Source organism: Arcicella gelida (genome assembly GCF_034931025.1).
Taxonomy (GTDB): domain Bacteria; phylum Bacteroidota; class Bacteroidia; order Cytophagales; family Spirosomataceae; genus Arcicella; species Arcicella gelida.
This window is the reverse complement of sequence record NZ_JAYGIL010000007.1, coordinates 1-21,685: the sequence shown is the minus strand read 5'-3', so window position 1 is coordinate 21,685 and position 21,685 is coordinate 1. Positions and strand designations below refer to the sequence as shown.

General features: G+C 33.9%; 18 protein-coding genes. 8 read left to right on the top strand and 10 right to left on the bottom strand.

Annotated features, from left to right (window positions below; all coding sequences use genetic code 11):
• Window positions 1-161: 161 nt before the first annotated feature.
• Window positions 162-881, bottom strand: coding sequence for a 3-keto-disaccharide hydrolase (locus tag VB776_RS07340; RefSeq protein ID WP_323327547.1), 720 nt, complete (start codon window positions 879-881; stop codon window positions 162-164).
• A 31-nt stretch (window positions 882-912) separates the two neighbouring features.
• Window positions 913-1,779 (bottom strand): sugar phosphate isomerase/epimerase family protein, encoded by an 867-nt coding sequence (locus tag VB776_RS07335; RefSeq protein WP_323327545.1) that lies wholly within the window; start codon window positions 1,777-1,779, stop codon window positions 913-915.
• A 254-nt stretch (window positions 1,780-2,033) separates the two neighbouring features.
• On the opposite strand from VB776_RS07335, the gene VB776_RS07330 reads away from it, so the two are divergent.
• Window positions 2,034-2,903, top strand: coding sequence for a helix-turn-helix transcriptional regulator (locus VB776_RS07330; RefSeq protein ID WP_323327544.1), 870 nt, complete (start codon window positions 2,034-2,036; stop codon window positions 2,901-2,903).
• A gap of 103 nt (window positions 2,904-3,006) precedes the next feature.
• On the opposite strand, the gene VB776_RS07325 is transcribed toward VB776_RS07330, so the two are convergent.
• Window positions 3,007-3,480: a DUF1281 family ferredoxin-like fold protein gene (locus VB776_RS07325; protein WP_323327542.1), complete on the bottom strand. Its 474-nt coding sequence runs from the start codon at window positions 3,478-3,480 to the stop codon at window positions 3,007-3,009.
• Window positions 3,481-4,202: 722 nt separating this feature from the next.
• Between VB776_RS07325 and VB776_RS07320 the strand changes: the two genes are divergently transcribed.
• Window positions 4,203-5,666 carry an ATP-binding protein gene (locus VB776_RS07320; protein WP_323327540.1) on the top strand — a complete coding sequence of 488 codons (1,464 nt, stop codon included), beginning with the start codon at window positions 4,203-4,205 and terminating at the stop codon, window positions 5,664-5,666.
• A 1,283-nt stretch (window positions 5,667-6,949) separates the two neighbouring features.
• Here the strand turns inward: VB776_RS07320 and VB776_RS07315 are convergent.
• The 4 genes from VB776_RS07315 to VB776_RS07300 form a co-directional block, all read right to left on the bottom strand.
• Entirely contained in the window at window positions 6,950-7,105 is a 156-nt protein-coding gene (locus tag VB776_RS07315; RefSeq protein ID WP_323327538.1) for a hypothetical protein, read from the bottom strand.
• Between the two features lie 457 nt (window positions 7,106-7,562).
• Window positions 7,563-8,621 (bottom strand): nucleotidyl transferase AbiEii/AbiGii toxin family protein, encoded by a 1,059-nt coding sequence (locus tag VB776_RS07310; protein WP_323327536.1) that lies wholly within the window; start codon window positions 8,619-8,621, stop codon window positions 7,563-7,565.
• Between the two features lie 5 nt (window positions 8,622-8,626).
• Window positions 8,627-9,361, bottom strand: coding sequence for a DUF6577 family protein (locus VB776_RS07305; RefSeq protein ID WP_323327534.1), 735 nt, complete (start codon window positions 9,359-9,361; stop codon window positions 8,627-8,629).
• Between the two features lie 774 nt (window positions 9,362-10,135).
• Window positions 10,136-10,588, bottom strand: coding sequence for a DUF1281 family ferredoxin-like fold protein (locus VB776_RS07300; RefSeq protein ID WP_323327532.1), 453 nt, complete (start codon window positions 10,586-10,588; stop codon window positions 10,136-10,138).
• Window positions 10,589-11,282: 694 nt separating this feature from the next.
• Between VB776_RS07300 and VB776_RS07295 the strand changes: the two genes are divergently transcribed.
• The 5 genes from VB776_RS07295 to VB776_RS07275 are packed head-to-tail and all read left to right on the top strand — an operon-like array spanning window position 11,283 to window position 19,311.
• Window positions 11,283-12,830, top strand: a complete 1,548-nt coding sequence (locus VB776_RS07295) for a type I restriction-modification system subunit M (protein WP_323327530.1) — start codon at window positions 11,283-11,285, stop codon at window positions 12,828-12,830.
• A 3-nt stretch (window positions 12,831-12,833) separates the two neighbouring features.
• Complete coding sequence (locus VB776_RS07290) at window positions 12,834-13,850, top strand: PDDEXK nuclease domain-containing protein (protein ID WP_323327528.1); 1,017 nt, start codon at window positions 12,834-12,836, stop codon at window positions 13,848-13,850.
• Between the two features lie 19 nt (window positions 13,851-13,869).
• A complete protein-coding gene (locus tag VB776_RS07285; protein ID WP_323327526.1) occupies window positions 13,870-15,024 on the top strand; it encodes a restriction endonuclease subunit S in 1,155 nt (384 codons plus the stop codon).
• Window positions 15,025-15,038: 14 nt separating this feature from the next.
• Window positions 15,039-16,199, top strand: coding sequence for an AAA family ATPase (locus VB776_RS07280; protein WP_323327524.1), 1,161 nt, complete (start codon window positions 15,039-15,041; stop codon window positions 16,197-16,199).
• A 1-nt stretch (window position 16,200) separates the two neighbouring features.
• On the top strand, window positions 16,201-19,311 hold the full coding sequence (locus VB776_RS07275; RefSeq protein ID WP_323327522.1) for a type I restriction endonuclease subunit R: 3,111 nt from the start codon (window positions 16,201-16,203) through the stop codon (window positions 19,309-19,311).
• Window positions 19,312-19,603: 292 nt separating this feature from the next.
• On the opposite strand, the gene VB776_RS07270 is transcribed toward VB776_RS07275, so the two are convergent.
• Both VB776_RS07270 and VB776_RS07265 read right to left on the bottom strand, forming a co-directional pair.
• A complete protein-coding gene (locus tag VB776_RS07270) occupies window positions 19,604-19,909 on the bottom strand; it encodes a hypothetical protein (RefSeq protein WP_323327520.1) in 306 nt (101 codons plus the stop codon).
• Window positions 19,909-20,301 (bottom strand): hypothetical protein, encoded by a 393-nt coding sequence (locus tag VB776_RS07265; protein WP_323327518.1) that lies wholly within the window; start codon window positions 20,299-20,301, stop codon window positions 19,909-19,911. Before VB776_RS07265 ends, VB776_RS07270 begins: the two co-directional genes overlap by 1 nt.
• A gap of 195 nt (window positions 20,302-20,496) precedes the next feature.
• Between VB776_RS07265 and VB776_RS07260 the strand changes: the two genes are divergently transcribed.
• Window positions 20,497-20,691: a hypothetical protein gene (locus VB776_RS07260; protein ID WP_323327516.1), complete on the top strand. Its 195-nt coding sequence runs from the start codon at window positions 20,497-20,499 to the stop codon at window positions 20,689-20,691.
• On the opposite strand, the gene VB776_RS07255 is transcribed toward VB776_RS07260, so the two are convergent.
• A partial coding sequence (locus VB776_RS07255) for a serine hydrolase domain-containing protein (RefSeq protein WP_323327514.1) occupies window positions 20,657-21,685 on the bottom strand: 1,029 nt, incomplete at its 5' end. The two genes, VB776_RS07260 and VB776_RS07255, sit on opposite strands and share 35 nt — an antisense overlap.

Genomic DNA, 21,685 nt, shown 5'->3' with positions numbered 1-21,685 from the left:
TTGAATTCCTATTCAGGAAAATGAAACCTTCTTGCTCCTATGCAGTTTTGCTTTGTATTTAAAAATCAAAAAACAACTTATTGGGTAGCGACAGTTTTTTTCTGTCCTAACATGATATTAAGCGCTCATTTCTATCTTCCCCTCAGTATTGGTATCAACATTTACAATTCTTTGATTTTTATATTTCGGAAGGAAATACCTTTTGACCAGTCTTGTAAAGAAATGCGACCTTTGGTATGTTTTCCGAATTCTGGGAAGGCCTTAAAACCTGAATTAGCTACTAAGTTTTTCCAATTTTCACTATTCAAGTCTTCTGTGGCAGTAAGAACACCATTCAAATAGAATTCAATTTTTCCATTGACTTGCTTAATCTCCGATTGATTCCATTGACCTGCTGGTTTATCAGGAGCAGTTTTTTTTTGCTCATAAAAGCCATACAAACAACCTGAACGCTTTTTTGCACTGAATGCGTAATCATGGTGTGATTTTTCCAATAATTGATATTCAGGCCCAGAAGCCCACGCCTTTGGAATATCTTCTTTTTCGATAACATTAAAAAAAACGCCACTATTTCCTTCTTTTGAAATTTTCCATTCAAACTTTAAATCGAAATTTTCAAACTCCTTGTCTGTGACTAAGTCCTCTCGCTCTACATCCAAAATCGTTGCATCACATTTCAATTCTCCGTTTTTAACGACCCAAGCAGAAGCCTCTTTTCCTTTGTTGTATAAATGCCATCCATTGTTTGTTTTACCGTCAAACAATAATGCCCAGCCCTCTTTCTTCTCTTTAGTTGATAATTGATTTATTTGTGCACTGGTTTGTGAAAATGTACTGAGAATACTTACAGTAAAAAAAAATGGCAATAATATTTTTTTCATTTTTAAATTAGTTTTAAGATTATGACTCTACTTATTTGAATTTCTTTTTTGATAAATAATCGTGGCTTGATTTGATACTTTCAAACATATTCCCTTTGGTTATATCTTGTTCCACAAACCACTGCTCTAAGCCCGCTATCTTACGAGCTGCAAAAATTTTATCAAAGTCAATAGTTCCGTGTCCTACTTCCGTAATCCCTTTGCTACCATCTTCCATATCTTTTACGTGCCAGAGCGGAAATCTACCTGGGTATTTTTCAAAATATTTAATTGGCTCGTAACCAGCTTTTATAATCCAATATAAATCCAGCTCAATTTTAACCAAATCGGCTGGTGTATTTGTGATTATATGGTCGAAAACAAGCGTGGAATCATTATATTCTTTAAATTCAAAATCGTGGTTATGATAGGCAAACTGAATACCTGCCGACTTTGTAACTTCGCCTGACTTGCTTAATAAATCGGGTAGCATAGCATAGGTTTCATTGGTTTGTTCCTGCGGAAACAAGTATGGGCAAACCATATATTTAGCACCAATATTATCTAAGTCTTCTACAGCCTTATTCCAGCCCTCTGTTAACGAACCTTTCGATTTTATACCAATACCAGCCGGATGGTGCGAGCTTACGACTTTTATTCCTGTATTTTTAAGAATCGTTTTAAATTCATTTGTTGTTTTACCGAAAAAAGTGCCGTTATACCCATATATTTCCAAATCTTTGTAGCCAAGAGCAGCTACTTTTTCTAATGTACCCTCTAAGTCTTTTGCTATAAATTCTCGAACTGAGAAAAGTTGTAATCCCATAGATTTTACTTTTTTGCCTGTGGCAAATAAATCTAGAGAACTTAAACTTGCAGCTCCAACACCTAATGCTTTTAAAAATTGTCTCCGTTCCATTGATTACTATTGTTAAGATTGAATAATTGAAATCATAGCTATCAAACAAAAGGCACTTAAGAATAACCAAAATAGCTAAAGAAATTAAACTAGTTCTGTTTGAAAAAACTTTACTATAAGATTATAAGCGCTTCCTTTACTGTTAAAATATAAGTGCAAAATAAACTTTTATAAAAAGTAGTCTCTTTAATCTGATTTCCCATTTTTTGTACTAAATTGTCATACTTATATAATTTGACACATAAACCGGAAAAATGACGGCTAAAAAAATAGCACTTGAAGTTATTTCAACCAAGTTTGGAAGTTCTCTACTGTTAAAACATTATCGTGCTAAGTCATCATGTTTAAAACTTTCATGGCATTTCCATCCAGAAATTGAACTAGTTTATATACCACGAGGAAAAGGAAGATTATATATTTCCAATGTGGTAAAACCCTACGATAGTGGAGTAATTATATTATTACATTCTGACATTCCCCATCGTTGTTTTGATTTTGGATTTGAAGATGAGATATATGAAGAATATTTAGTTCAGGTTTTGCCTGAAAAATTAGATACTATTTCAGCAATATTTCCCGAATTTGAAAAAATCAATCAGATGTTAACGGCATCCAGACAAGGTATAATTTTACGGTTGCAAGCAGAACACTTTTTTTTCCACAAACATTTTGAAAAGCTTTTTAGCGTTCAGCCAGTAGAGCAATTATTTGTGTTTTTTGAAATTCTGCACTTAATGTCAAACGAAAACTATACAGGTATAGAAGCAACTATGAACACACAAATGCCTTCTCTTAGTATTGAGCGTATTGATAAGGTTTTTAATTATATCGCCAATCATTTCATGGATGACATTCGCAGCCAGGACGTAGCACAATTATTGCATTTTACCGATTCTTCCTTTTGTCGTTTTTTTCAAAAACATACACAAAAAACCTTCAAAGAAGCATTGAATGAGTATCGGCTTGCTCATGCTTGTAAATTATTGGCTCATACCGAAAAAAGTATAGAAACTATTGCCTACGAATCAGGTTATGGAAGTCAGTCTTTTTTCAATCGAATGTTTAGACGGTTCAATGGAGTAACGCCTTTGGCTTATAGGCATGAATGGCAATTAAAAAAATAAAAAAGGCTCTTCATTTTAATAGAAGACTTACGCCAAGCATCACTCCATAATAGCTTTTAAAGGTTTGTCCCATTAAGGGAGCAAACCTTTAAAGCCGTTACTGTCAGAAAGAGAGTTTTCGTTCCAGAAGCATTTCCAATATCTCATATTCAATTTCGTAGACTTCTCCTTCAAAATGATAGGTATCAGTTTCTTCGTCAAACGAATATAATTCCAATTCTTCATCACTTAAACACACATCGTCCAGTATTCTATTTTGGTAACTTGCTCTACCGTATATATTGTTGCCCATTTCCTCATAATCATGAGTAAAATTCAAAAGATACCGTTCTGCTATCGTTCTTAATATTTCGGAATTGGGTGCCCATCTTGTCTCATACTGAAACATGCCTTCGTCTCCCTCGTTCCAATAAATATTAAAAAAATAACCTCCGTTAGTATTGTCTGTAAAGTCGGGCAATTGCCCTTTTTCTGTTTTCTCTTCGTTTACCTTCATTGCTTCGAAAAGCTGTTGTACCTGTTTGATTGCTTCGGGACTTCCCTCGAAGACAACCGTATTACTGCACCAGTTTGCCATAGATTGTTTGATTGAGTTTGAGGTGATTTGATTTTTTTAGATTTATTCGGCAATGAGAGGTGGTGCTGTTTCGTTTCACTTTATTGCCATTTTCAATGCTGTATTTTTTCATGTCTGACATTTTTTTTATTCGTGTAAAGAGTCGGAGTATGCTTTGTTTCGTTTCATGAGCATAAAAGGTTAGTGTTTAGCAGGAACAAGGTTTTACCAAATAAATACGACCCGCATGGGTGGAGATTTTTTGGCAAACCCAAGGCTTGACCTTGTTTCTGGGTTAAGAACACGTTCATACCTTTGCTCTTGAAATGGGACAAAGCAGCTCTGGCTCTTGAATAAAAGCCTATGTGGAAGCCAATGTAAAAAGCATTTAGGAAATGTTACGAAATATTGCTTTAGTGTAGAATGTCGATGATTTAGACTTATAAACGTTACGCCAAACAATAGTTAAATAGGTTTAAGAATTAAAATATTTGGATAGTGAAACTGCAATGATTCTAAAATCCTCTAAGTTGTGTTAAAACATGAGTTAGTGTAATATTATTTAAGAATAAGCTTTACTTACAGAGCCTTTCAGTAGGTATATATTGCTAACATTTAGTGGTGATGGAGTGGTGGAAATAAACCATTAATAATAAACAAACTAGCTTAAAGTGTTTTAATTTGTAAAAATAAGATATATTTATTTTATTTATTTTTACATTTGCATGAAAATAAATAAAATTATGAACTTTAATAATATTATTCCAACATCTAAAAGAATAGAACGTTTGCAGTATGAAAACCCTTGGTGGCTCTCTGGTCAAGTACAACAAACGTACATGGATATGTCAAAAAGACTATATTTTGATTTGTTCTATCCTTTTGTAAAAGAAACCGAAATAAAAAGAGCAGTGGTTTTAATGGGGCCACGTCGTGTAGGCAAAACGGTTATGATGTTTCATGCCATACAAGAATTGATTATAGAAAAGGTTTCGCCTCAAAAAATCTTTTTCATCGGCATCGATAATCCCATTTATATGCAACTGGGATTAGAGGACATATTATTGTTGGCAAAAGAAGCCGTTCATTTAGACAGTCTGGAAGGGTGTTTTGTGTTTTTTGACGAAATTCAATACCTAAAGGACTGGGAACGTCATCTCAAAGTATTAGTCGATTTTTACCCAAAAACAAAGTTTATCGTTTCTGGTTCGGCAGCTGCAGCTTTACGATTGCAAAGTTCAGAAAGTGGTGCTGGTAGATTTACCGATTTTATGTTACCTCCATTGACTTTTCATGAATACATACATCTTAAGGGATTGAATCATTTAGTACAATCTAAGTCAATTATTTATAATGGAAAAGATGTGCCATTTTTTACTACGCACGATAATAAGGCATTAAATAAAGAGTTTTTTCATTATCTTAATTATGGCGGATATCCAGAAGTAGTATTGTCCGAAAAAATTCAGAGTGATATGGGTCGCTATGTAAAAAGCGATATTGTTGATAAAGTTCTGTTGCGAGACTTACCTAGTTTATATGGCATTAAAGACGTTCAGGAACTCAATAGCTTTTTCAGTTACTTAGCTTATAATACAGGTAATGAATTTTCGTATGAAAAATTAGGGAGAGACAGTGGTATTCAAAAAGAAATCATCAAGAAGTACTTAGAATACTTAGAAGCCGCCTTTTTAATCAAGGTCATTCACAAAATTGATGATAACGCCAAGAAATTCAAACGGATTACTAATTTCAAAGTGTATTTAACCAATCCATCATTACGTACTGCTTTGTTTTCACCAATACAAGAAATCGATACTGAGTCAGGAAATATGGTAGAGACTGCTATTTTTTCTCAATGGATGCACAGGGAAAATCTTGACTTAAAATATGCACGTTGGAAAATGGGACGCTCTGAAGGCGAAGTAGATATTGTTCTCATTGATAATAAATTATTTAGACCACAATGGTGTGTAGAAGTTAAATGGAGTAATCGCTATTTTGATAAACCACAGGAGTTAAACAGTTTATTACATTTTTGCAATCAAAATAATTTTAAGGCTACTTTGGTAACTACCATAGATCAAACAGGTAATAGGACATTAGATAATCTGAACATTACTTTTGTTCCTGCAGCCATTTACGCATACAATATAGGAGTTGTTACTTTAATACAAAAATCTAACTGGATGAACGAGTCACTCTGATAGTTTGAACAGATGTTTGAGTGGACTAATGAATACAAATGATTGGGATTTTAAAAAGCTACCTTAAACAAAAGTTGAATAGGCTTAAGAATTAAAGGTTTCGGATAGAGAAACTATAACTATTCTAAAAATCGATTAAGTCGTGCGATAACCAGATATAATTATTGTATTTTAAAAAACATCTTTAGTATAATACAATTCACGTTAATTCTTCATTAAAAATCAACGAAATCATTTTATATTTTCAGCCAAAACTATCCATTATTTAATATTTTGGCTGAAAATCCATTTATTGTTAGCCGATATATATATTTTCCTCTTTATTTAGAGATGACGGAAAAACATTAATTAATCTTAAAAACACTTTTGAGAAGGGGTGGGGCATTCAACACAGGAAAATTAGTAAAATACAAAAACATCGACTCTGGCGGTACAATTACCAAAACCTTATATGAATTAGAAAAAGTGGATTTATTACTAATCTTTCTAAGTTGGGATTAAAGTTGGCTAACTAGCTTATTGTATTTCAGATTTTTACATACTTTCCTATTTTCGATTTATTGATAAAGCGAGTAAATATGAACATAACATCTGGTGGAATAAAATTGATAATCCACCCTTTAGAACATGGTCAGTACTTTCTTTTGTGCAAGTTTGTTTTTCTCATATCTCACAGAATTGAAAGAACATTGAATGCGTAGTTAGGGAAATATACTCTTGGAAAACGAAAGGAGAGGGGGGAACAAAAGGGTTGTCTAATAGATTTAGTAATTGATTGAATAGAACAAGTAATTAACCATTTAAGATAAAGTTTTCAATCAATGTATTTATAATCATGAAGGGTCCAAGACATAAAAGAACTTACGGACAAAAAAAGCAAAAAAGATTTCATTCATTATTTCGCAAAAAGTACAGCACAACTGAGCAAGGATATAAAAGAGCTGCAACAAGAAATTGAAGAAAACGGAATAATTTGGATTTCGTGGTATAAAAAATCAGCAAAGATTGAAACCGACTTAGACGGAAATATAGTTCGGGGCATAGCACTTAACAATGGATTGGTGGACATAAAAGTTTGTGCCATTGACGAAAAATGGTCAGGATTAAAACTTGTGATACGACTTAAAAACAGACAAAAATGAAACATATCCAACTTATCTTAAAAAAGATTCTTTTCTTTTTTAAGATATTTAGTAGCACTCAATTCTAAATAAAAAGATTGAATAGAAACATTATTATAGTATTTCCATGATTTTATTAATCTAATTAACGATTTAAGTTATCTACCAAATTTTTTTGTTTTGATTTTCGACATACACATTATGTGCTTTTGGACTCGAAGTGTACCAATTGCCTTTTCCATCAGGAATTCTGAAAGACTCAAATTGACTAAGTGGTGTATTGCTTAGTCCATAAAAATAACAAGGTATTATTTCCATCGTTTCAGAAGCGTATTGTCCAAATGGAACTTTAATTACTGGCGTTCCAACTTCAATTTTATTTGTATTAGAAAATGTACTTTGTAATATTTATTTGGTTTCACGTAACGCCATAGATGAATTATAATGTAACATTTTGGAGGGTAAGACTGCAAAATAATCTGTATAAGAATGATGTCTTATTCCTGTTCCGTTGCCATAAGAACCTATATTTAAAAAAAACAATTGAGCTTATTTTTTAGGCAACGATGTGCCGTTTTTTATGCTTGATTACTTTATTGTGTTCTGTGGCTGTTGGGTTAATCTTTTAAGAAAATAAATCAAATCTTTCTTCTACTATTTTTGCCATTATTTTATTCAAAATTATTTTTAGTAGTTTTTATTTTTCAAATGTTTGGTGTTGTAGGAGTATTACGAATTTATCTTCAAATTCGTAATGAAATTTAACATTCAATAATTATTGTGTCGCCAGCCACCAATACCAAAAAGCCTCTGGGTACTGCTTTTTCAGCTTATTTAGTTTAGTATTGTGTGGTTGTACTATTAATAAATCTTTAACGGTTTTTGCTCCTTTAAAAAGGCGTACTTCGGTTTCGTCATTAGCTACTAAACGGGTAAGGTAGGCAATTTTACCTGTCATTACTACTACCTTTTCATAGCTAAAATTTTCTGAAAACATAAATCGGCTTACCTTTTTGATGCCAGAAAGGAGTTCTTCAAAATTCCCTATTCCATCTGTTCCTCGCAGAGCCAAACATAAACACGTTTGGTAAGTATCACGCAATACATCATCGTATGTAATCTCTAATTCACGATATTGTGATTCTATTTGAGCTAAACGCTTGAATGTTTTTCTAACGATGGAAAGGTCATTGATTGATTCTAATAAATTGGCAACATCATACAATTGTTTAACAATCTCCATACTTTTTGAAAACTTCCCTTTATAGTATGGAATACCTGTTGTATTGGGTGCGAAAGCTGTCATTTTATCCCCAAGTATATCTTCAAATGAAGGAGTTTTAACTGTTTGGCTCTCACCGTTTTGAAACAAAAATGGTGAATTGATGGGGGTTTTAACTACTTTTTGATATGGATTTTCTTCATACAAGATGTCCAATAATATATAGTCTTCTGACTGATTTGTTAGGTGTGTGGGAATATAAAAAAACTTAAAATGCTCTTTTGTAATATTTATTTCAGAATTTCTTTCTTGTCCTTCAACTCTACTAAATCCTTGACTTTCTGACACTTGTTTCAAAATATCTAATAAATCATCCGATACTTTGGGGATAATAATGTCAATATCAATCGAAAGTCTTTTGGGATTATTTTGCTGCATCAACATTAAAGCCGTTCCACCTTTGAAAATAAAATTCAGTTTACTTTCGACTAAACCTTCTAATAAAGTTAATGCCCTCACCGTTTTTTCAACCAAAATTTTATCCGCACCGTTATTTAACTGAGAAAATTTATTGAGCCATTCAAGGGAGTGACTTACTTTTTTATCAATCATAATTTTTAAAAATCTTCTAATTGTAAACTCATTTCAATCATACTTTCAACATTATTACCTTTCCGTCGTCGCCTGGCGTATCGTAACATTTTATCTTTATTAATTGGATATTTACGGAATGCTTCTTTGATAATATAAGCAAGTTCTGCTCCTTGAAATGACTCATAAAGTTTAACATCAACTATTAAATCCACTAAAAGTTTTTCAATTGTTATCGTTCTGATACCATCAATAACTTGCGTTGGAGCTTCTGAGGTTAAAGGAACGATAACGATAGCATCATTCTGGTAAACGATATATCTATCCAATAATTCATCCGATGGATTTAGATAGACATTTGGGTAATGGTCACGTAATAAATCAAAGACTGCTTCTAATCCGTCTCGTTCTATTTCAACTATTTGGGCAAATCGCCCCGCTTGATGTAAGGTAAATTCATTGATAATGGAGGTTCTCCAAACACAACATTCAAGTAATGGTTTTTCTTCTTGAATTAATCCGTAAACTCTTTTGATTTCGTTTTCTAAGGGTGGGGAATAAATTTGCCGTTTCAATCCAAGTGAATATCTTCCTCTTCCTGTTCTTTCGAGCAAACCATTTTTAACTAGACTGTTCAAGGTATATTCAACATTATAGTTACCAATCGTTCTGAGATAGTCTTCTATACTTTCTCTATCCAATTCATGATTTTTCACAAAAATTGGACGTAAATCAGTCGTATGTATATTCTGAATCTTCATTTTCTTACGAAATATTAATTTTCAATCACAAAGATATAAAATTAATATTTCGGCAGCAAATGTATTTATGTGCCGATAAATAGGAAATAATTATGATGATAGTTATTATTTATATTTCTGTGTTTTCTCTTTTTTCAGACATTTGATTTAGCAATCCTTTCAATCGTTTAATTTTTATTTCCTTGCAATACCTATCCACAAGTGGTGCTGTTTGACTATAATTTTGATTTATTGTGTCTTGAACATTTTGTTTTTTTGTATCATTTCTGCAGTAGCATATGGTCTTTGGTTTTGTTGATTTCTGGCTTCATGGGCTTTCGTCTTTTAGGTTTTAAATATGGAAGAATTCGATGTTTAAAATACCAGCGGTTCAACTGTCGAACCCGCTTGAAATCCATGTGCAAATCCGTCTTTAATTCCTTGGAAGATACGAATCCAACACGGTAAATTCTTCCTACTTTTCGGAGGTAAAGGAACATTTACGATTTTTTTATTTCTTTTCAATTCCTTGATATTCACGCACTTAACGTTTAAGTGTCAAGTTAAATCAGTAGCATATGATTTGAATTATAATAAATATTATGTTAAGTAAAGAATTAATACAGTTCACTTCTTTAAACTTGGTTTCGTATCCCTCAAATTTTTCTTCTGGTAAAATCTGCCAGACTGTGGTAAAAAGATATTCTTAATCAAGTTAGTATGCTTTACATTAGAGCAATTATAGCTTTTAAAGGTTTGTTACATTGAGGCAACAAACCTTTAAATCTGTTAATTTCAGAAAGATAGTTTTCGTTCCAGAAGAATTTCCAATATCTCATATTCAATTTCGTAGACTTCTCCTTCAAAATGATAGGTATCTGTTTCTTCGTCAAACGAATATAATTCCAATTCTTCATCGCTTAAACATACATCGTCCAGTATTTCATTTTGGTAACTTGCTCTACCGTATATATTGTTGCCCATTTCCTCATAGTCATGAGTAAAGTTCAAAAGATACCGTTCTGCTATCGTTCTTAATATTTCGGAATTGGGTGCCCATCTTGTCTCATACTGAAATATGCCTTCGTCTCCCTCGTTCCAATAGATATTGAAAAAATAACCTCCGTTAGTATTGTCTGTAAAGTCGGGTAGTTGCCCTTTTTCGGTTTTCTCTTCGTTTTCCTTCATTGCTTCGAAAAGCTGTTGTATCTGTTTGATTGCTTCGGTACTTCCCTCGAAGACAACCATATTACTGCACCAATTTGCCATATTTTATATTATTGAATTTGATGTGATTTATTTAGATTTATTCGGCAATGAGAGGTGGTGCTGTTTCGTTTCACTTTATTGCCATTTTCAATACTGTATGTTTTCATGTCTGACATTTTTTTTATTCGTATAAAGAGTCGGAGTATGCTTTGTTTCGTTTCACGAGCATAAAAGGTTAGTGTTTAGCAGGAACAAGGTTTTACCAAATAAATACGACCCGCATGGGTGGAGATTTTTTGGCAAACCCAAGGGCTGCGACCTTGTTCCTGAGTTAAGAACACGTTCATACCTTTGCTCTTGAAATGGAACAAAACAGCATCTAGCTCTTGGATAAAAACTTATGTGGAAGTCTATGGAAAAGGCATTTTGGGAAGGTATATTTAGTTACACTAACCAGTATTTACATACAGCAGAATTTGGAGTAACAAGAAATGCACATACCAAAGAAGCCATTGAAAATTAGCAATAGAACTTCAAGAGTAAACACAAATTTTTAACGTTAACCTTTTAGCGGACAACAGACAGAAGGATTGGTAATAAATCCATTAATTTTATATTGCAAAAGGAGATAGTTAAAATATTAGGTCTATCTTAGCGACCATTTTTCAAACAGGAATGAAGAGCATGAAAGAAGTATTGGAAACGATATTAAACCCCAAAGAGTTATTAAAAAATGATAAGTACAAATCAACGAGCAGAATTACAAGCTAAAATATGGAAAATAGCCAACGAGGTACGTGGCTCAGTGGATGGGTGGGATTTTAAACAGTTTGTATTAGGTACGCTGTTCTATCGATTTATCAGTGAAAACTTTACCAATTATATCGAAGGCGGAGATGATAGTGTCAACTACGCAAACTATCCAGATAATGATATTACTCACGATATAAAAGATGATGCCATCAAAACAAAAGGGTATTTTATTTATCCCAGTCAACTTTTTGTAAATATTGCTAAAACTGCCAATACCAATACTAATCTTAATACCGACTTAAAAGCTATTTTTGACGCTATCGAAAGTTCAGCAAACGGTTATCCATCTGAAGATGATATAAAGGGATTATTTGCTGATTTTGATACGACCAGTACACGGCTTGGCAATACCGTTGAAAATAAAAACAGCCGTTTGGCTGCGGTTATCAAAGGTGTTGCTGAACTGACCTTTGGTAATTTTGAAGATAACGAAATCGACCTTTTTGGTGATGCCTATGAGTTTCTGATTTCTAATTATGCCGCTAATGCAGGTAAGTCGGGAGGTGAGTTTTTTACGCCACAAAGTGTATCTAAACTGATTGCTCAATTAGCCATGCACAAGCAGACCACCGTCAATAAAATATACGACCCTGCTGCGGGTTCGGGTTCTTTATTGTTGCAAGCCAAAAAGCATTTTGATAACCATATTATTGAAGAAGGATTCTTTGGACAAGAAATAAACCATACGACCTATAACTTGGCTCGTATGAATATGTTTTTGCACAATGTCAATTACGACAAGTTTAATATCGCTTTGGGTAATACGCTCACAGACCCACACTTTAGCGATGATAAACCTTTTGATGCCATCGTTTCTAATCCGCCTTACTCAATACCATGGATTGGTGACGGTGACCCTACCTTGATTAATGACGACCGTTTTGCTCCTGCTGGCGTGCTTGCTCCTAAATCTAAAGCTGATTTTGCTTTCGTGCTACATGCCCTTAGTTATCTTTCTGGTAGAGGTAGGGCGGCTTTGGTTTGTTTTCCGGGTATCTTTTACCGTGGTGGGGCAGAACAAAAGATTAGAAAGTATTTGGTTGACAATAACTTTGTGGAAACCGTTATCTCTTTAGCTCCCAACCTTTTCTTTGGTACTTCTATCGCCGTGACTATTTTGGTACTTTCAAAACATAAGCCTGATACCAAAACACAGTTTATTGATGTAAGTGGGGAAGATTTTTTTAAGAAAGCAACCAATAACAATGTGCTTAATGATGAACACATTGAAAAGATTATGGCAATGTTTGATAGCAAAGCTGATGTTGAATACGTAGCTAAATCTATCGACAATGCCATCATTGCAGCAAACGATTATAACCTTTCGGTAAGCTCTTATATAGAAACAAAAGATACCCGTGAGAAAGTAGATATTGTACAATTAAACGCAGAGATTGCCACAACCGTAGAGAGAATAAATGCACTACGTAGCAGTATTGATGCCATTATAAACGAGATTGAAGGTTAAACGATGAGCCAAGAAATAAGCCTAAAAAAAGAAGAATACGAAAGTATTTTGAAACAAGCGGTTGAGCAAATTCGTACAACCAGAATAATTGTTGCCAAACAATTAAACAGTGCCACACAATCAATCTATTGGAATCTTGGTAAGTTGATTGCTGAAAAACAATTAGCCGAAGGTTACGGTAGTGCCGTGGTTAATCAACTTTCGGTTGACCTCAAAAAAGAATTTCCCGATATGGGCTTATCGCCCCGCAATTTGTGGGATATGAAACGGTTTTATGAGCGTTACTATTTGGCAGACTTAAAACTGCGACAGGCTGTCGCAGTTTTGCCATGGGGGCATAATTTGTTGTTAATCAATAAGGTTCAGTCGCTCGAAGCTGTACTTTTTTATGCTAACGAAGCAATAGCCAAAGGCTGGAGCAGAGATTGGTTGCTCAATGCTATCAAAATGGATAGCTTCAGCCATCATCAAACACAAATTAAATCGCACAATTTTAATGAAACACTTTCCGCCATTGATGCAGATTATGCCAATGAAGTGTTTAAAGACCGTTACAATCTTGGCTTTTTGGGTATTATCGAAAAAGTAAAAGAAACGGAGTTGGAAAAACGATTGGTAGAAAAAATCAAAAACTTTGTCTTGGAATTAGGCAAGGGCTTTACGTTTATCGGCAACCAACACCGCTTAGAATACAATAATAAAGAGTATTTTGTGGATATGCTTTTTTTTCATCGTGGTTTGCGAAGTTTGATAGCTGTTGAATTAAAAATAGGAAGTTTTAAAGCCGAATATGTAGGCAAAATGAATTTATACCTGTCGTTGCTCGATAAATTGGAGAAGGGCGAAACAGAAAATAATTCTATCGGAATTATTCTTTGTGCCGATAAAGACCATTTAGATGTAGAAATTGCCCTCCAAGACATCAATAAGCCCATTGGCGTGGCAGAATATCAGCTTTTATTACCAAAAGACCAATTGCAAGACTTGTTGGTCAATGAAATAAAAGCCTATAACAACTAATTATTACGATAATAAAAGCATGAGCTATTTAGATAAATTATTAGAAGGCGTTGAGGTGGAATGGAAGACTTTGGGGGAGACTGGGGAGTTTATTAGAGGTAGACGATTTGTAAAAACCGATATTATTTCAGAAGGTACACCGTGTATTCATTATGGGGAAATGTACACGCACTATGGTATTTGGGCTGATAAGTCAAAATCATTTGTAAGTACAGAACTTGCATCTAAGTTACGGACAGCATCTAAAGGAGACGTTGTCTTTGTTGCTGCTGGTGAAACGATTGAAGATATTGGTAAAAGTACAGCGTGGTTAGGAGATGAAGATGTCGTTATTCACGATGCCTGTTTTTTTTACAAAAGCTCATTAAACCCTAAATATGTAGCATACTTTTCAAGAACTAGCTTTTTTCATGATCAAATAAAAAAATCAATCTCTTCAGGAAAAATATCAGCGATTAATGCAAAAGGCTTTGAGAAAGTGATTATCCCGGTACCATCCCTTTCTGCTCAAACCGAAATTGTCCGTATTCTTGATACTTTTACGGAGCTAACAGCGGAGCTAACAGCGGAGCTAACAGCTCGTAAAAAGCAGTATGAGTATTATCGAGAGCAATTGCTAAGCTTTGAAGAGGGAGAAGTGGAGTGGAAAACTTTGGGGGAGGTAGCCTTCATTGGCACAGGTAGTCATGATACTCAAGATGCTATTCCTGATGGAGATTATATCTTTTATGCAAGAGGTATTACGCCTTTGAGGTTGGACACATATGATTTTGATGAAACGTCCATTATTACGGCAGGAGATGGCGTGGGAGTTGGTAAGGTTTTTCATTGGGCTGTTGGTAAATATGCACTACACCAAAGAGCCTATAGGATTGTACCGAATGTAAAAGAAATTAGTCCAAGGTATGTTTATCATTATATCGTAGCTAATTTCTATTCTTACATAGAGAAAACTTCTGTTAGCTCCTCTGTTACATCCATGAGAAAACCTATGTTTCTTAAATTTCCTATCCCCGTTCCACTACTAGAAGAACAAACTCGTATCGTTTCCATTCTTGACAAATTCGATACCCTCACTACTTCAATCAGTGAAGGATTGCCAAAAGAGATAGCCTTACGGAAGCAGCAGTATGAGTATTATCGAGATTTATTATTAACTTTTCCAAAAGAGTAATTTAAAAGTATAATATGGGTCAGTCATTAACCGAAATAGCAAAGGAACTAAAGAATTCTACAAAAAAAGTGCAGTTAATCTACGCATTTAACGGCACAGGAAAAACACGCTTATCACGTGAATTTAAAGAATTGTTAGCTCCCAAAGAGACTGATACAGAAGAACAAAAAGAATCAAGTATTAAAATAATGTACTACAATGCGTTTACAGAAGACTTGTTCTACTGGGATAATGATTTGGATACTGACCTAATTAGAAAACTTACCATACGTCCCAATGGTTTTACTAATTTAGCTCTCGGTTTTCTTAAAGACCAAGGTCTTGATAGTAACATCGTCTCTAACTTTCAACATTATACTAATCAATTCTTAACAGCAAGATTCAGCTCAGATTTTTCTGAGGTAACCTTTTCAATAGAACGAGGTGATGACCAAAGTGTTAATAATGTAAAAATATCTAAAGGAGAAGAAAGTAATTTTATTTGGTGTGTATTTTACAGCCTACTTGAACAAATTGTTGAGATTTTAAACGTTCCAGAACCAGACGAACGAGCCACCAATCAGTTTGACAATTTAAAATATGTGTTTATTGATGACCCTGTGAGTTCACTAGATGATACACATCTAATTGAATTGGCTGTAAATATTGCGGAGTTAATTAAGTCAAGCACTTCGGAATTAAAATTCATTATTACAACACACAATCCTTTATTTTATAATGTGCTATTCAATGAATTTAACAATGCTGATTCACGTTTTGGTTACAAACCCAAACACTGTGAAAAGAAACGATTAGAAAAATTGAGTGATGGTACTTTTTCACTTGATGTCCAGCCCAAAGACTCACCTTTTTCTTATCATCTTTTTCTTATATCTGAACTTGAAAAGGCAATAGCTTCTGGGAATATTCAAAAGTATCACTATAATTTTCTTCGTAACATTTTAGAAAAAACGTCCACCTTTCTTGGATACAATAAATGGGAAGACCTTTTGCCACAAGAGTCACGTGAAGCATATTATAGACGAATAATCAATCTCTCAAGTCATTCTAAACATAATGGAGAAGAAATTTCAATTATTGATGATAATGACAAGAGAGTGTTAAGTTTCTTAGTGAGTGAAGTAAAAAGCGTTTACCACTTTAATACAATTGTTAATAATAGCGAAACAGAATAAAATGTCACAGTATAATACCATCGCAGAATCAAATAACTTCATAGTCCTTGATAGATATACTAAACTTTCAGAAGTTTTTGAATTATCTGTTAGCTATCAAACAGAAGCAGCTTTAGAGAAAGAGCTAATCCAAGATTTACAGAATCAAGGTTATGAATATCGCTCCGACCTTAGCACGATGGAAGCCATGTTTGCCAATGTAAGAGTTCAATTACAGGCACTCAACAACATGAGTTTTTTGGATAGTGAATGGAAACGATTTATAGAGGAATATTTAGACAAGCCAAGTGATAACCTTGTTGAAAAAACAAGGAAGATACATGATAATTATATTTACGATTTTGTATTTGATGATGGACATATCCAAAATATCTACTTAGTTGATAAAAAGAATATTGCCCGTAATAAAGTACAGGTAATATCACAATTTGAACAAAAAGGCACACAAGCCAACCGTTATGATGTAACCATATTAGTCAATGGTTTGCCTTTAGTGCAAGTAGAACTAAAAAAGCGTGGAGTGGCTATCCGAGAAGCTTTTAATCAAGTACACCGTTATACTAAAGAGAGTTTTAATAGTAAAAACTCTCTTTTTAAATATGTACAGATTTTTGTTATCTCAAATGGTACAGACAGCCGTTATTTTGCCAACACTGTAGAGCGAAATAAAAACAGCTTTGACTTTACGATGAACTGGGCAAGGGCTGACAATACCTTGATAAAAGACCTAAAAGACTTTACGGCAACGTTTTTTCAGAAACAAACACTTTTAAATGTATTGCTCACCTATTCGGTTTTTGATACCAGCGATACGCTGCTAATTATGAGACCCTATCAGATTGCAGCCACAGAAAGAATATTATGGAAAATAGCTAGTTCGTATCAAGCTAAAAATTGGTCCAAAACCGAAAGTGGCGGTTTTATTTGGCATACTACAGGCTCAGGCAAAACCCTTACGAGTTTTAAAGTCGCACAATTAGCCACGCAAATGAGTTTCATTGATAAAGTATTCTTTGTGGTAGATAGAAAGGATTTAGACTATCAAACCATGAATGAGTATAAGAAATTTTCGCCCGATAGTGTGAACGGTTCAGACAGTACAGCAGGCTTAAAGCGGAATATTGAAAAGGACGATAACAAAATCATTGTCACCACCATTCAGAAGCTGAATAACCTCATGAAAAGTGAGAGCGATTTAGACATCTATCAAAAGCAAGTAGTATTCATCTTTGATGAGTGCCATCGCTCACAATTTGGCGAAGCACAAAAGAACTTAAACAAGAAGTTTAAAAAGTTCTATCAATTTGGTTTTACAGGAACGCCCATTTTCGCAGGAATAAACGCTCTTGGAGCAGAGAGTACCCAAAGTGTATTTGGTAGAGAGTTACATTCTTATGTAATTACGGATGCCATTAGAGATGAAAAGGTACTAAAATTCAAAGTTGATTATAACAATGTTCGTCCACTGTTTAAAGGGATAGAATCAGAACAAGATGAGCAAAAACTAAGTGCAGCAGAAAACAGAACAGCTTTACTTCATCCTGCTCGTATCAAAGAAATTTCTCAATATATTTTACAGAATTTCAGGCTAAAAACCCATAGAAATCAAGGGAGTAACAAAGGTTTTAATGCCATGTTTGCAGTAAGTAGTGTTGATGCCGCCAAATGTTATTATGAGGAACTAAACCGTTTGCAAAAAGATGGCGATAAGCCACTAAAAATAGCAACAATCTTCTCCTTTGCAGCCAATGAAGAACAGAATGCCATAGGTACTATCGTGGATGAGACTTTTGAACCCTCAGCAATGGATAGCAGTGCCAAGGAATTTTTAACAAAAGCCATCAATGACTATAATGCCATGTTTAAAATGAATTATGGTATTGATAGTAAAGGGTTTCAAGATTATTATCGAGACCTTGCCAAACGTGTAAAGAGTAAAGAGGTTGACCTTATCATCGTTGTTGGTATGTTCCTTACAGGGTTTGATGCCCCTACACTTAATACGCTGTTTGTTGATAAGAATCTGCGTTATCATGGCTTAATGCAAGCTTTTTCACGTACCAACCGTATTTATGATGCCACAAAAACCTTTGGTAATATTGTTACTTTCAGAGATTTAGAAAAAGCAACTATAGATGCCATTACGCTGTTTGGAGATAGCAGCACCAAAAACGTAGTCCTTGAAAAGAGTTACAAAGAATATTTGGAAGGCTTTACGGACATTGCCACAGGAGAAGCACGCAGAGGTTATAGCGATATTGTAAAAGAATTAAATGAGAAGTTTCCAAATCCTGATGAAATAGTTACGGAGAAAGACAAAAAAGAGTTCTCAAAGCTATTTGGAGAGTACTTGCGTGTAGAAAACATATTACAGAATTATGATGAATTTACGCATGTAAGAGCACTTCAAACAATAGATATACATGATGCCGAAGCTGTAGAGGCATTTAAAGCGACTCATTTTGTAACGGATGACGATATAGCTGGTATGCAAGCAATTGAATTGCTAAAAGAAAGAACTGTTCAAGATTATCGTTCTACTTATAATGATATTCGTGACTGGCTAAGACAGCAAAAAAGCGGGGCAGCAACCGAAGAATCAAAAATTGATTGGGATGATGTAGTTTTTGAAATAGACCTGCTTAAATCACAAGAGATCAACTTAGACTATATTCTTGAGTTAATTTTTGAAAACAATAAAAAAAATAAAGATAAAGTTGAGTTAATAGAAGAAATTCGTAGGGTTATCCGTGCCAGCATAGCCAATAGAGCAAAAGAAAGTTTGGTTGTTGATTTTATTAATGAAACAGAGCTTGATGCTATTCAAGATAAAGCAAACATTATAGATGCTTTCTTCTCTTATGCTCAAGATAAACAGAAAATGGAGGCTTCTGAACTAATTACAGAAGAGAATTTGAATGTAGAAGCAGCAAAAAGATATATTACAACATCCTTAAAGCGTGAATATGCTTCGGAAAACGGAACAGAACTGAATGCTATTTTACCCAAGATGAGTCCATTAAATCCACAGTATTTAACCAAAAAGCAACGTATTTTTCAAAAGATTACTGCCTTTATTGAGAAGTTTAAGGGTGTAGGTGGCCAGCTTTAACGACAGGAAGCTATTTGTAAAAATAGTACTAACTGGTCAACATTTTCTTATACCATCTCGTTAGATAGTTATTTTTACTCCAACTAGTCTTAGGGCTCTCTAAGACCTAAAACAAGTAAGAGCCTCACGCTCGAAAGGGCTTATTGAATATATTAAAATGTTGCAAGGCAAAAGGAATATTTATCCCTGATACATTGTACTGCGTGACGCTCTTTAACATTTTGAGTCGTAGGAAACAACCTACGACTAGTTTGGGGATTTGGGGGAGTGGGTTCTGCAACTACTATCGACGTTATACGGTCGCTTTTTGGTATTCAATTATTTTTTGTTTTAGTTCATCTGATACATTTGTCCATTCTGTTACATCCGTCAAAATAAGTTTGCAGTTACATTCAGTTTCTGTCACACCCGTAATTTGTCTGAACCAATCAAAATACGTCCACTCTCTTGGTTTTGGCGAATAGAGAAAAAGCCTGTTGTTGTCCCAATGAACCTCTGTTGCTGTTCTATAAATCAAACTAAAGCGTTCTCTGTCTGGCTTAATAAAAAGTCGCTCTTTGTCATCAATACCAATTTCTAAAATTTTGTCTATTGTCATTAGCTTTCTTTGAATTGGTTGTTATATGCTTTTACGTGATGTAGAAACTCTTCTTCAAAGAATGGATAAGCTACTCCTTCTAATGTGATTTCAAATTCCTCTCCGTCCATTCCACTAATTTGGTTTCCTAATGCTTTTATTTCTATTCCGTTTTCGTTTATAACTTTTAAGTTCTCTATTGTTCGAGTTGAAATTAATTTGTCATCAGGGTAATCGTCCACTAATTCTATTTTGTTATCAAGACAGTACTTTTTAAAAAATTTGTAATCTAAAATATTGTCCGTAAAATGTATTAGTCCAAATACAACACCCATAGGTGCATCTGCTTTATCAAGTTCAGTCGTTCCTATTAGTTTGTCGTCAAGAAATATGTCATAATGCTTTGTTGTCATTAGTGTGTGCATGTTTCGTTAAAGTGCCACACACATCTCGCTAATATGCGAAAGTTTTGTAGTACTTTTTGTATTGTTGCGCCAGTTTTTGTACTTCCTAAAGTAGTTGTTTTCTTAGTAATTCTAAACAATTCGCTTATTTTAGATTTAATTGGTCAAACGGACTAACAATTTTCGAAAGACTTACTTTAAAACATGGGTATAACTATAAATGAGAAACAAGCCCTAAAAACAAAAAAAGCAGGCAAAACCTACTCTTGCAAAATCTTCAAATCGAACGACAACTCCATAAAAGAAACAATCGAAGCCGACCGCTACCCCAAGTTAAGTTCAAGACTAGCCGTCCACCATGCCTTCATGGTTTGGCTTTCAGCCACCACGAAACCTTAGCTATTGGTAGCAGTTTTTTTTTTATTAAGCTACTATTCATTACTATTTCTCTAATTTTAATTTCAAATTCATAGAATAAATCTATGTTCTCATTAGATTGATTTTCTAATACAACCACGTCCACGTCTGTTTTTAGGAAGTACACTTTAAATGATACAAAACCTGAACCGCCCCCTGTGTGTCCTACATATTTGATTGGAGTTTTGTCACTTATTCTTATGCCATAACCGTAACCTATTTTTTCTTTTCCAAAAGCGTTATGTTGTGCAGTAATGCTGTAAGTTGTCATTAGTTTATAGGTTTCTGGTTTTAGGATTTTTCCTTTGTGTAATAATTTGTCCCAAGTATTTAGGTCAATTACATTTGAGATAATTCCAGCCGCAGAAACCATATCATTATTTTCAATTGGCTTTTCTACTATTGTAAAATTATTGTTTGTGTTACGATAACCTTGAACTCTATTTTGTTCTTTCCCTTGCTCGAAACAAAATGTGTTTTTCATTTTCAATTCTTTAAACAAGTCATTTGCTACATCAATATATCTTCTGCCAGTAACTTTTTCTATTATCTTTCCAAGCATTATATAAGTTGTGTTGCCATATTTAAAGTCAGAACTTGGTTTAAAAATCAAGGGTTTGTCAATATCAGTTATTCCAGCAGAGAAGTTCAATAAATGATGGACTGTAACAGTATCTGCCCAAGTTTGGGGTAAGTCGGGTAAATATTTTCTAACTGGACTTTGTAAATCAATTTTCCCTTTTTCAACTTCTTTTAAAGTCAAAACAGCTGTAATTTGTTTACTGTTTGACATAATAATAAAATTGTCTTTGGTTGTTAAAGGAGTTTTGTTTTCCAAATTTGAATATCCAAACGCTTTCTTATATTTTGTTTTACCTTTTTGAGTAATCAAAATTACTCCGTTGAAACTTCTCGGATTTGTCATTTTGATTAAACTATCTATTTTGGAAGAATAGTCGTCTTTTTCTTGTCCATA